Annotated in this window: 9 protein-coding genes; all 9 read right to left on the bottom strand. The window is 70.2% G+C overall.

Features of this window, described 5'->3' with window-relative positions; all coding sequences use genetic code 11:
• A partial coding sequence (locus ACWD38_RS28845) for a WXG100-like domain-containing protein (RefSeq protein WP_450125327.1) occupies window positions 1-2,045 on the bottom strand: 2,045 nt, incomplete at its 3' end.
• 49 nt (window positions 2,046-2,094) lie between these two features.
• Complete coding sequence (locus ACWD38_RS28850) at window positions 2,095-2,451, bottom strand: hypothetical protein (protein ID WP_184482693.1); 357 nt, start codon at window positions 2,449-2,451, stop codon at window positions 2,095-2,097.
• A 26-nt stretch (window positions 2,452-2,477) separates the two neighbouring features.
• Window positions 2,478-2,963 carry a YbaB/EbfC family nucleoid-associated protein gene (locus tag ACWD38_RS28855; protein WP_184482689.1) on the bottom strand — a complete coding sequence of 162 codons (486 nt, stop codon included), beginning with the start codon at window positions 2,961-2,963 and terminating at the stop codon, window positions 2,478-2,480.
• A 35-nt stretch (window positions 2,964-2,998) separates the two neighbouring features.
• On the bottom strand, window positions 2,999-4,765 hold the full coding sequence (locus ACWD38_RS28860) for a WXG100 family type VII secretion target (protein WP_184482686.1): 1,767 nt from the start codon (window positions 4,763-4,765) through the stop codon (window positions 2,999-3,001).
• Between the two features lie 57 nt (window positions 4,766-4,822).
• The gene (locus ACWD38_RS28865) at window positions 4,823-8,206 is read right to left on the bottom strand and encodes a hypothetical protein (RefSeq protein WP_450125328.1); all 3,384 of its coding nucleotides are present in this window, start codon (window positions 8,204-8,206) and stop codon (window positions 4,823-4,825) included.
• A 144-nt stretch (window positions 8,207-8,350) separates the two neighbouring features.
• The gene (locus ACWD38_RS28870) at window positions 8,351-9,565 is read right to left on the bottom strand and encodes a hypothetical protein (RefSeq protein ID WP_450125329.1); all 1,215 of its coding nucleotides are present in this window, start codon (window positions 9,563-9,565) and stop codon (window positions 8,351-8,353) included.
• Window positions 9,566-9,755: 190 nt separating this feature from the next.
• On the bottom strand, window positions 9,756-10,046 hold the full coding sequence (locus ACWD38_RS28875) for a WXG100 family type VII secretion target (protein ID WP_184482677.1): 291 nt from the start codon (window positions 10,044-10,046) through the stop codon (window positions 9,756-9,758).
• 69 nt (window positions 10,047-10,115) lie between these two features.
• Window positions 10,116-10,442 (bottom strand): hypothetical protein, encoded by a 327-nt coding sequence (locus ACWD38_RS28880; protein ID WP_184482674.1) that lies wholly within the window; start codon window positions 10,440-10,442, stop codon window positions 10,116-10,118.
• A gap of 633 nt (window positions 10,443-11,075) precedes the next feature.
• A complete protein-coding gene (gene eccB / locus ACWD38_RS28885; RefSeq protein ID WP_184482671.1) occupies window positions 11,076-12,524 on the bottom strand; it encodes a type VII secretion protein EccB in 1,449 nt (482 codons plus the stop codon).
• Window positions 12,525-12,660 lie beyond the last annotated feature (136 nt).

Raw genomic sequence — 12,660 nt, forward strand, 5'->3', positions numbered from 1 at the left:
GAACCGGACTCGTTGAAGTCACGGGAACCGGACTCGTTGAAGTCACGGGAACCGGACTCGTTGAAGTCACGGGAACCGGACTCGTTGAAGTCACGGGAACCGGACTGGTCGAAGTCACGGGAACCGGACTGGTCGAAGTCGCGAGACCCGGACTCGTTGAAGTCGCGAGACCCGGACTCGTTGAAGTCACGGGAACCGGACTGGCCGAGATCGCGGGAACCGGACTCGTTGAAGTCGCGAGACCCGGACTCGTTGAAGTCGCGAGACCCGGACTCGTTGAAGTCACGCGAACCGGACTCGTTGAAGTCACGCGAACCGGACTCGGTCGCATGTCCGGTGTTGGAGTCCGTCTGCTGCGACGGCGTAGTGGAACTGTTGTCGGTGTTGCCGGTCGTCGATGTGTTGTCGCCGCCGGTGGTTTGGATTCCTCCGTCGCGGCCCTGGCCGGTGTTCTGGCCTTGGCCGGTGTTCTGACCTTGACCAGAGTTCTGGCCCTGGCCAGAGTTCTGACCTTGACCAGAGTTCTGACCCTGGCCAGAGTTCTGACCTTGACCAGAGTTCTGACCCTGACCAGAGTTCTGACCTTGACCAGAGTTCTGACCCTGACCAGAGTTCTGACCTTGACCAGAGTTCTGACCTTGACCAGAGTTCTGGCCCTGACCAGAGTTCTGGCCCTGGCCAGAGTTCTGGCCCTGGCCAGAGTTCTGGCCCTGGCCAGAGTTCTGACCCTGACCAGTCCCGGTGAAGTTCCCCGTACCCGTGAAGTTCCCGGTGCCGGTGTTCCCCGTGCCGGTGGTGTCGCCGTCGCTCTGGCCGTAGTCGGCCTGGGACTGCTCGTAGGTCGGCGGCGCGTCGAGGTGCTCCTGAACACCGGTTTCGGAGTCGTTGCCGCCGGTGCCCTTCTCGTTGCCCGTGCCGGTGTCCCCGGGGGACGAGGACTCCGTGTCGGGCAGCTTCACATCGACGTCGCCGATGTTCTTGAGGTCGCTGAGGCCGTCCAGCGAACCCGTGTCGACGTGCTCGCCGGACTTCCCGTAGGCGGTGCCGCCACCGCCGCGACCACCACCGCGACCCTGCAGGCCGCCGAGGAAGCCGGAGGTGAACGCGTACGGGTTGGCGGGGTCCTCCGCCTCGCCGGGCCGACCCTTCGGATCGCCGCCCAACTTCTGACCGGCCACGTCACCGGCGAGCGCGCCCAAGCCCTGCCCGGTGGCGAAGGTGACGTCGTAGGTTCCCTTGCCCCAGCCGCTGTTGGCGAACTTCTGCGCGCCGCCGCCCATGTCGGCGAGCTTCTCGGTGGCGGGCCCCATCTTCTTCACGTCGGGGACGCTCTTGCCGTCGGCGCCCTTGGCGATGTCGTCGGCGGCCTTCTTGATGAAGCCGCCCGCCATGTGCTCGCCGATGCCCTTGACCAGGCCGGCCGCCGCACCACCGGCGGCGCCGCCGACGACACCGCTGATCGCGGCGCCCTTGGTGAACTCCTCGTTCCACTCGGTGCGCTGGCCGGTGAGCATCTGGATGCCCTGGATGGCGGCGTCCAGGCCGACCTCGATCGCGGTGTTGATGACCATGCCCATGGCGATGTTCATCAAGACCTGCTTGATGATCTGCATGATCACCGCGCGGGCGGTGGCCGCCGCGGCGGCGACCAGCGCCTGCCCGATGCCGGGGATCCAAGACAGCGCGAGCGTCGCGGCCAGCATCACCAGCTGCACCACGATCATGATCTTCGAGTACTGGATGTCGGCCGCGGTGTTCTTCGCGAGGTTGCCGTGCTCCTCGGAACTGGACCGCAGCTGCTCCAGCATCGGCTTCAGCTCGTTCGCCGCGTACTGGGTGTAGGCGTCGACGAACTCGCCGCGCATGGCCTCGTTGAGCCCGTCGACGGACCGCTGCAGGACCTCGTCGAAGACCTCGATCTGCTGGGCGACCGTCTGCCAGGCGTCGGCCATCCGGTTCAGACCGGCCTCGTCGCCTTCCGGCCACGGCTGCCCACCAACGATCTCCAGCGCCTTCTGCAGGCCTGCTGGGAGTTCTGTGGGCATCGCGCGTCCTTAAGGCGTCAGGTAGTCACGGTCGGTCAGGAAGGAGTGCTCAGCGCTCCGAGTGGCGCTGGTAGTCGGACAAGGCATCCCCGTAACTGTCCACGGCTTCGCCGTACTGGGAGTCCAAGTCCTCCACGTTCTTGATGACGGCGGGCAATCCCTCGTCGGCGAACTCCTTGAGGGACTTCGCGAGCTTGGTCAACCCGTCCTGGGTGTCGGTGGCGCCTTGCAGGTAGGACGACTCGAAGCCCTTGCCGATCTTGTCGTCGCTCCAGCACCCGTGGTCGCGCTGCAACGCGGCCTTGAGCTCGTCGATCGCGTTGCCGAGGTTGTCCACGCCGTCGGCGAGCCCCTTGGTGACCCGTTCGGCTTCCGGGACGTTGAGGTACACCTCATCTGTTGCCATGATCCAACACCCTCCCCGAGCGGTCCTTAGCGGCGTTCCCAGCCGTCGTCGTCATCGTTGTGCTCGGCCGGTCGCTTGGCCGCGGCGGGCGAGTCGCCGCCCGCTTCGCGCACGAGGTTCAGCGACGGCTCCATCACCTTGCCGAGCACCGCGGCCAGATCGGCTTCGCCGCTGGCCAGCTCGTCGAGCTCGTAACCGGGCACGGGCGAGCCGCCCATCAGTTCCTGCATGGTCTTCAGGCTCTGCTGCCGGGCCTGCTGCAGGACCTCGGTGACGGCCGAGGCGAGTTCGGCGGGCGCCATCGACCGGTACGCGGTGGTGTTGAACTTCAGGTCGGAGAGCTCACCGTTGCCGTCCAGCGTCACGGTGATCATGTGGTTCTTCGACTCGACGACCGTGGTCGTCTCGGACAGCTTGCGCTGGAAGTCGGCGAGCTTGGCCTGCTCCTGCTCGAAGGCCTCGATGGCCGCGCCGAGGTCGGGCATCCCGCCCCCGGAGAATCCGGAAGTCATGGTCGTTCTCCAATCGCTGTCGGGTGGGCGGCGGGTCAGTCTCGACCCAGGACTCCGCCGGAGAGCCCGTCCGTGGCGTCCCAGACGTCCTCGTCCTCTTGCTGCAGGGTGTTGCGGTCCCGGTCCTGGTTCCCGCGCGAACCGAGCGCGCCGCCCATGCCCGCTCCCATGCCCGCCATCGGCGGCATCATCGGCGACCCCATGCCTCCGCCCGCGGCGCCCGGAACGCCGCCGGGCATCCCGGCGCCGGGAACTCCGCGCGGCACGGCCGAAGACGCGCCGTTCGGGACCGAAGCCCCCGCCGTCTCCACCCCGGGCAACGAGGTCGATCCGGGCAGCGACGGCGACGCCGACAACCCGGAGGTGGCGGGCAGGCCGCCGGTGACGTTCGGCAGCGACGGCAGCTTCGCCGACGGACCGCCCGCGGTCCCTGCGGAACCGGCGGAGGCGCTGCCGGTGGCGGGTGCGTGCGCGGCGGGGTGCGTGCCTTCGAGACCCGGGGCCGGAGCTCCCGGCGGCACGGCCGGACCACCGGTGGTGCCCGGAGGCAGACCCGGCACGGCCGCTTCACCGGAGCCGAACGCCGTCGCCTCAGCGGTGCGCCCCGCCTCGCCGGTCGTTTCGTCGGTGCCGGGCTGGCCGAGCGTCTCGGCCCAGTGCTGCCGCCGCTGCTCGAAGAGCGATTCGGTGGAGGGCCTGCCGCCGCGCTCACCGTCGGAGGACGAGGTCGTGGCGCGCTCGCCGCCGCCGATCGAAGCCGGCATCCCGAACGTCGTCATCTCCCCGGCACCCGAGTCGCCGGAAGCGCCGGAGCCGCCGGAGGAGGTGGAGCGACGCTTGGCCTGCGATGCCGCGCCGCCGAACCCGGCCGCGCCGGTCGCGCCGAACGCGCCCATCATCGGCGCCGCCGAACCCGACTGCGGTGCCAGCACGCCGGAATCGGTCAGGCCCGCGCTCTCCACGACCGAATCGTCGGCCGACGGCGCGCCCCACGTCCCCGCCGACTCGCGACCGAGAACGCTGCCGTCGCCGGACATCCGCGTCGTGGTCCCGACCGACATCGGGGCCATCATGGTCCCCGCGGTTCCGGAGGAGTCCATCGTGGCCGGTCCGCCGGTCGACATGGTGCCCGCCGACCTCGCCGACGCTCCGCTGCCGCCGTCGTTGGCGGCACCGCCGGAGGAGTTGCGGCTGGGCAGCACCCGCAGCTGCGAACCCAGGTTCTGGTAGGTCAGCGCGAGCTGCTGCAACACCTGGTTGGCGTGCTCGCCCTGCGCGGTCTCCTGCTGCTGCTGGTTGGCCTGCGCGGCCGGATCTCCCGCCGCTGCGGGGTTCGCGGCCAGCGCGTCCCTGCCCTGCTGCCGCTGCGTCTGCACGTCGTTGACCTGGCGCTGCGCCTCGGCGAGCGCGTCGCCGAGCTGGTTCATCACCGAGCTGTAGGCGGGCGCGCTGATCGTGTCGATGAGCCGCTCGATGGACTGCGTGATCTTCTGCGCGGCGTCCTGGAACAGTTCCGCGCCGGGACCGCGCCACGACTGCTCGACGCGGCGCAGCTCGCTGCGGAACCCGTCGGACAGGCCCCGCAGCCGCCCCGCGATCTGGTCGAAGCGCTGACCGTCCGCGTAGAACTGCTGCGGGTTGCCCGTCGCCAGGATCTGCGCCGTGGACTCCAGCGGCGGTCCCGCCGGTGGCGGGGGCTGCTGATCGGGCTGCGGCTGCACGTCTCCCGGCACGGAGGTTCCGTCGCCGAGCGGGGCCTGACCACCGGAGGCCGGGTCCGCCTGGACATCGGGCGTGCTCATCGAAATCGCTCCTCGGTCGGGAAAACGTTGCCGCGGGCCTGATCAGTCCACACCGGATTATCCCTCGCGGCCCAGCACGGGGGAGACCGCCTCGCTGCCGTCCTCGTGCCAGGAGTTGCCGTCGTCCACCAGCCAGGTGCTGGACTCCCGGTTCTGGCCGGCACCGCCACCCGCACCGGCGCCGCCCATGCCGCCCATCGGCGGCATCATCGGCATGCCACCGGCACCGGCGCCGCCACCGACGCCGCCCATGCCACCGCCCGCGGCGCGCGCCGCGGCCATGTCGGGCTGCGCGCTCGGCACGTTCGGGTCCATCGCGGCGTTGGTCGTGGTCGTACCGGGCTGGGCGAGGTCGGGGGACACGCCGCCCGCGCCACCGGCGTCGGGCAGCGAGACACCGGCCCCGCCGCCACCGCCGACGCCGCCACCGGCCGCGCCGCCGATGTCGTCGAGCGCCGCACCCGCATCGGCGGACAGGTCGTCCATCGTGTGCATGGTGTCCTCGGCCGGGGCGAGGAAGTCGCTGAGGTCCTTGCTCAGCGGCGACATCGCTTCCTGACCGGTGAGCTCGGCCATCGCCTGGTCGGCCGCTTCGTCGCTGGCGGAGACCACGCCGTCGACGACGTCGCTCATCTCGTCGTAGGACAGCGGCTGGCCGTCCGCGCCGAGCTGGCCGATGGCCTCCTCGCCCGCGGTCCGGGCCTGCTCCACGACGTCGTCGAGCAGGGCCTGCGCCTCCTCGGAGCCCGCCGCGTCCTCGCCGAACATCTCGTCCAGGGCGGCCTGGCCGTCCTCGCGGGCCTGCTCGGCCATGTCGTCGACGATGTCGCTGGCCTTGTCCGAGGAGACCTCGATCGGCGAACCGTCCGGGTTGGTCGGCATCTCGCCGTCCTCGCCCTCGCCTTGGCCACCGGAGCCCTGGAGGCCTTCCAGCGCGTCCTCGCCGAGTTGCGCCGCGTCGTCGGTCGCGTCGCCGAGGGCGTCGCCGACCGCGTCGGGATCGATGCTCGGTTCCTCGGAATCCTCGCCGGAGCCGGAATCCTCGCCCGAACCGCTCTCGCCGCCGGAGCCGCTGCCGGACTCGCCGCCGCCGGAGCCGGAGTCGGAACCGCCGCTGCCGCTGCCCGAGTCGCCGCCGGTGAGCCCTTCCAGGGCTTCCTGCCCGGCCTGCTCGGCACCGCTGGTGGCGCTGTCGAGGGCGTCGCCGACCGCGTTCGGGTCGATGCTCGGCTCGTCGCCCTTGCCCCCGGACCCGCTGGAGCCGCCGGAGCCCGGCCCGCCGCCGGAACCGGAGCTGCCGAGCCCGCCGGTGCCGGAGCCGGATTCGCCGCCGGTGAGGCCTTCGAGGGCTTCCTGCCCCGCTTGCTCGGCGCCGCTGGTGGCGCTGTCGAGGGCGTCGCCCACGGCACCCGGGTCGATGCTCGATCCGCCGCTGCCGGAGCCGGTGTCCCCGCTGCCCGAGCCGGTGTCGCCGCCGCTGGAGCTGGTTTCGGGCAGTCCGCCGCCCGAGCCGCCCGACCCGGAACCGGAGCTCGTCTCGGGCAGTCCGCCGCCGGAACCGGAACCGCCGCTGCCGGACAGCCCCTCCAGTGCTTCCTGCCCGGCCTGCGCCGCGCCGTTGGTGGCGCCTTCCAGCGCGTTGCCGATCGCGTTCGGGTCGACGCTCGCTTCCTGTTCGCCACCGGAACCGGACTGCTCGCCGGGCTTCTTGCCGCCCGTGCCGGAGCCGGTACCGCTGCCGGTGCCGGTGCCGGAGCCCATGCCGCCCGGCATGAAGCCGCCGCCGGAGCCGCCCGTGCCCGAACCGGTCTCGCCGGTCCCGGAGCCGGTTTCGCCGGTCTCGCCGCCGGTACCGGAACCCGTCCCGCTGCCGGTGCCGGAGCCCAGGTCGCCGCCGGTCCCGCTGCCGGTGTCGCCCGCACCGGCCAGCCCGGACAGCGCTTCCTGGCCCATCTGCTCGGCGCCGCTGGTCGCCTCGTTGAGCGCCCCGCCGATCGCGTTCGGGTCGACGCCGCCCTGGCCGGAGCCGGTGCCACTGCCGGTGCCACTGCCGGTGCCCGAACCGGTGCCGCTGCCCGTCCCGCTGCCGGTGCCGGACCCGGTGCCGCTGCCGGTCTGGCCGGTGCCGTAGCCCGTCTCGCCGGAACCCGTGCCGGAGCCCGTGCCCGAGCCGGTCTGGCCGGTGCCGTAACCCGTTTCGCCGGTGCCGTAGCCCGTCTCGCCGGTGCCGTAGCCGGTTTCGCCGGTGCCGTAGCCGGTTTCGCCGGTGCCGTAGCCGGTCTGGCCCGTTTCGCCCGTGCCGTAACCGGTTTCGCCGGTGTCCATGCCAGTGGGGCCATAGCCACCGGAGCCGTAGCCGCCGCTGCCGTAGCCGCCGGACCCGTAGCCCGACCCGGTGCCGGTGGGGCCGTAACCGCCGGAGCCGTAACCACCGGACCCGTAACCCGACCCGGTCCCGGACGGGCCGTAGCCCCCGGCCGAGGAGGTCATCGGGAGCTGGGTGGTCAGCGGGGTCAGCGCCGAACCGGTCGACTGGTAGCTGTCGGCGAGGGAGCTGACGACCTCGCGAGCAGAGTCGAGGATCTTCTTGGCGGTCTTCACGCACACTTCGGCCGCGGCTTCGGCGCCCTTGAGCTGCCCGGCCATCGAGTTGAACGCGTCCGCCCAGGCCGAGGCCTTCAGGTAGGCCTGCACCAGCGGCACGACGGCGGCCTTGGCCCGCGCCGCCTGGTCGCCCGCCTCTTGGAGGCCTTCGGCGTAGCGCCCGTCCTTGAGCGCGGTCACGACCTCGTCGGCGGAGCTGAGCAGCTTCTCCGCGTACTGCCCGAAGGATTCGCCCGCGGCGCCCTGGAAGGACTGGCCGAGCTTGCCGACCTGCTCCTTGAAGGACTGGTTGGCCTCGTCGAGCCGCTGGGTGATGGTCTTGAAGGACTCGCCCGCGGCCTGCAGACTGCTCGGTTCCCCGTTCAGGCTCTTGATGACCTGCTGCATGGAGAAGCTGCCGTAGTCCTCCATCGGCGCGGGCGGGGTCTGGCTCCCCGTGCCGGTGCCCTGCTGGCCGCCGCTGCCCGTGGACTCCTCGCCGGTTGACTCCTCGTCGGTGTCGGGAGCCTCGGCGTCCTCGATCTCGAAGGTCTCGTCGGCGGCGCCGGTGTCCTCCAGGGCGTCGTCGAGCTCGTCCTGGGTGTCGTCGGAGGCCTCTTCGTCCGGGATCTCGTCGCTGTCGAGGATCTCCTGCGAGGAGTCGTCGGCGTTCTCGACGTTGTCGTCGAAGTAGTCCTCGTTCGCCGAGACGTTGTCGTAGTCCTCGCCGTCGGTTTCGAGTTCCTCCGGCGAGAACCAGTCGCGGCTGCCGTCGTCGTTCTTGTGGTCGTCCCAGTTGTCCTCGGGGTTGTCGAACAACGAGTCCGTGTAGGTCTCGTCTTCCTGCGTGTCGGCCACGGATTCTCCAAGTCGTGTTGCGAGGAGTCCCCGGGGAACCGAAAACGTTGGCGGTGCCCGGCGCGCTGAGGGAGGTCCGCGCGTCCGGGCCGAGACCAGGTGGGGTGGGAACTCGCGTTGTTCAGGTTGAGATGAGGGGGAACGTCACGCCTGCGGCTCGCCGGCGTTGCGCCGGTAGAGCGGCTGGAGCGGTTCCTGGTACTGGGCGGGCTCGCCCTGGATCTGCGGCTGCAACTGCGAGTACTGCCGGGGCTCGAGCGGTGTCTGCTGCACGTACTCGGCGGGCTCGCCCTGCTGCTGCGGGGTGAACTGCGCGGGTTCCGCCGGAATGGTGGGCTGCATCGGCGTGAACTGCGCGGGCTCGCCCTGCAGTTGCGGGGTGAACTGCGCGGGCTCGGCCGGAATGGTGGGCTGCGCCGGCGTGAACTGCGCGGGCTCGCCCTGCTGCATCGGCGTGAACTGCGCGGGCTCCGCCGACGTGAAGTGCCGGGGCTGCAGGGGTTCGGTGGCGATCCGCTCGCCCTGCTGCGCGGGCTCCACGGGGTGCTGGACGGTGCCGACCCGCGCCTGCTGCAGGGGTTCGAGGGGCTGCTGGCCTTCGGTGGCGATCCGCCTGCTCGGCTGCATCGGTTCCAGCGGCTCGGCCTCGGTGGAGAGGCGCCTGCCGGCCTGCATCGGTTCGAGCGGCTGGCGTGCCTCGGTCGCGCGCACGGGCTGCAGCGGCTGAGCCGGAGTGCCCTGCATCGTGGGCTGCAGCGGCTGAGCCGGCATCCCCGGACTCGCCGGGATGCCCTGCGTCGTCGGCTGCATCTGCCCCATCGGCACGCCCATGGTGGGAGCGTTCGCCGGCATGTAGCCGGGCGTCATGCCGCTGGGCGCGTAGCCGCCGGTCGCCTGGTCGGGGTAGGTGGTCTGGCCCTCGGTGGTCATGCCGTCGGCGGGCATGCCTTCCATGCCGGCGTAGGTGCCCATCATCCCGCTGGACGCGTCGGCGGACAGTCCCGGCGCGACGCTGCTGATCCGGCTCTGCATCTCGCCGACGGTGCCGGAGAGCTCACCGTTGAGCTTGTTCACCGCGTCGGCGTTGTTCTGGTCGACGCCCTCGATCTCGGTGGCGATCTCCTTGAGCTTGCGGGAGACCTCCTGGAGGGTCTGCTGCAACTCGTTGCAGTGCTCGTAGAGGGCGTCGCGACGGCCCGTGACGAGGGTCTTGAGCCAGCTGCCGACTTCGAACTCACCGGGCTGCGGGTTGATGTCGTTGAGCTCGGAGAAGCCGTTCACATCGGAGGCGAGATCTCCGATGGCAGTGCCGGAGTTGCGCACCTCGGCGAAGTCCAGAGCTGTCTTGTCTTCGGCCATGGTGGAACGCTCCCCTATCCTCGGGCCGCGAATCTGGCGATGTCAGAAGTCTCTGCGGGGCGCGCACGCCCCGGTGGTGCCGCGTGGATGCGGTGCCGGAAGCGGATCCCCACTCCGGCACCGCACGTCATCCACGATGGGCGGTGGCGGCATGATCATGGCGCCACCGCGATCGACCTGGCAGGTCGGATCACTGGAAGTTCTTGGCAGCCTTGGCGTCCATGTCGTGCATGTCGGTCTGCCCCTGGCCGACCGCCATGCTGAGCTGCTCCAGCATCTGGTTGATGTTCTCGAAGTCCTTGGTGATGTCGTTGGAGAGGACGTTGTAGCTCTCCGCCGAGCTGGACTCCCAGTACTCCTGCGAACGCTGGGTCTGCTGGCGCAGGCCGTCGACCTGGGAGCGGATCTGCTGGGTGACGCGCTTCATGTCGTCGATGCCCTGCTGGATCGCCGCGTGCTGGTACTGGATTTCGTCGGCCATCGAAGTCTCCTCGTCAATCGGCCGTGCTGGGAAAGAGAAAGAAGGACTGACGGATCAGCCGGTACGGGCTCAGCCGAGGTGGCTGGCCATCCCGGGGACCTCGATCTTGCCGACGGCCTGGCCGGACTCCTCGTCGCGCTGCCCGGTCATCTGCGAAGCCTGCTTGACGGCCTCGGCCATGCCCTGCAGGTTCTGGGTGATGCTCTTGCACTGCGCGTCCCAGGCCTCGTGAGTCCGCTGCAGGGCCATCATCATGTCGCCCTTGTTGGCGCCGAGCAGGGCGCTGATGCTGGCGGCCAGGTTCTGCTGCTGGCTGTTGACGGACTCTTTGGTCTCGATGTGCTGCTGCGACAGCTGGTTGAGCTGGGACTGCGTAAGCCTGGTCTGCCCGGCCATGTCAACCTCGTTCTGGTCTGTAGTGGGAGCGGTTCACGTGGCCGCCGCAGCGGAGGAAACGCTCTTGGTGACGAGGTCCAGTCCATCACCGACGAGCACACCTCGGCGCCATACCCGACCGAAACCGCTCCGTCCAGGGGTATCCCTCAGTTCGCGCAGCGCCCCCCGCCCCGCCGGTGTCAAAACGACAACCCGCACATGAACGAGAAGCAACAACACCCCCGCAACCCCCCGAACGAACCAACCCCCACCACACACCGAAACCCCCGACCCCCCGGCCCGACGAACCACCAAAGCCCGACCAGCCCCACAACCAAAGCCGCGCGGTGAGCGGCGAAGCCGTGCAGTGGGCGGGCGAAGCCACGCCTGCCTCGCGGCCGAAGGCCGTGCCTGACGGCGAAGCCGTGCCTCGGGCGGCGAAGCAAGCCTGCCTGGCGGCCGAAGGCCGTGCCTGTATTCGCGAAGCGAATAGCCCACGTCGAGAAGCCGCTCACCGGCGGGTTCTCAGCTTCCTTCTCGCGAGGACAGCTTTTTCCCTCGTGGCGGAGCCACTTGGGAAAAAGATCCCGCAGCGAGAAGGAAGCTGAGGTTCCGCCACCCGACCACCCGCCCAAAAAGACCGGGCGGGCAGTCTCAGTTAGAAGCAGGCGTCACGCCCAACGGCTGTTCGACAGTCGCAGAAGCCGGATCCAACGACGGACCAGACGGCAACAGATTCAGCAACGCACTGGGCACGGCCATCGGAGCAGCCCCCGAATACCCCAGCACCCCCGCCACTTCCGGAGTGGCCAACGGATACTTCACCCCCAGGTCGGAGATCAGGTAGTTCGTGCCGGCGGCGACGCCGGGCGTGGGCAGGTCGCGCGCCAGGATGCCCTGGTTCGGCGGCACCGTGATCCGGTCGGCGAGCGCGTTCTCCGCCGTCCCCGAGGGCGGCCTGCCCTTGCCGGTGGCTTCGTTGCGCGGCACCAGCCCGATCTTCGTGGTGACGGTGTTGCCCTTGTTCACGCCGAACGCCACGCAGGGCCGGGTGCTGCCGCCGACGTCGACGCGTTCCACTTGCGGCGGCACCGACGGGAATCCTTCGGGCACGCTGTCGGCGGCGGACGTGGGCTGCTCGGAGAGCGCTTCGATGCCGAGCTCGATCAGTTCGGGCTTCTGCCCGCCGTAGGCGGCGGCGGTGCCGGGGTCGTTGACGAGCAGGCTCGCCATCGTCTGGTTCAGCGGGGCGAAGCCGTCCTGGCGCAGCACGTAGTAGTCGCTGGTGTCCAGCACCGGGTTGTTCATCTCGTAGACCTGCCCGACCCGCGCGGGCTGCCCGCCGACCGTCCCGAGGCTGGTGCCGATGCCCGGCACGTCCGGGGCGACGAGGTCCGGGCCGCTGGTGAGCGTGTTGATCCAGCCGCTGGTGACGGGGAACGGGGTGTGCTTGGCGTAGCCCAGCGCGTTGAGCGATTCCGGTGGCAGCCGCAGCCGCTTGCCCTGCCACACCAGGTAGGTCACGCCGTCCGGGGTGGACACCAGCACGCCCTGGTCGTCGTTGAGCACGGTGCCCGTCGGCCGGCGCACCTGCAGATCGGTGATGGGCTGTTCGGCACCGGAGGGCGCGGTCTCGGTCGCGGCGCACACCACCCACGGCGCGGTGCTCAGGTTCTCGGCGTCGGGCAGCGAGTCGGGCGCGCCTTGGATGCCGATGGGCGCGCCGCGGCGGGCGCCTTCCAGCGAGGCCTGCGACACGAGCTTCACCGAACCGCCGGAGGGGTTGTTCGCGGCCAGCAGCGCGGACGAGTAGTTCAGCACCGGGCGCAGCGAACCGTCGATGTAGAGGTAGCGCGCACCGGTCTCCTTCTCCACGATGATCGCGCCCGCTTCCTGCCAGGACGTCTTGCCGCCCGGCCGGATCAGCCCGTACACGCCGAAACCGGCGACCACCAGGCAACCGATGATGGTGCCGATCACCGCGCCCATCACGAACCGCCGCGTGGGCGTCGCCGGATCGTCCGGCCGCCCCCGCATCATCGCCGAGATCAGCCTGCCTACGACGAAGAAGTAGGCCTGCACCTGGTCACGCCGCGACTGCATTATTCATCTCCGAGGTGCGGGAGTCGTTGTGCTCTGGTGTCCGGGTGGCGGAACCTCAGCGTTCTTCTCGCTGCGGGATCTTTTTCCCAAGTGGCTCCGCCACGAGGGAAAAAGCTGTCCTCGCGAGAAGAACGCT

It is taken from the genome of Saccharopolyspora sp. NPDC002578, from assembly GCF_053592695.1.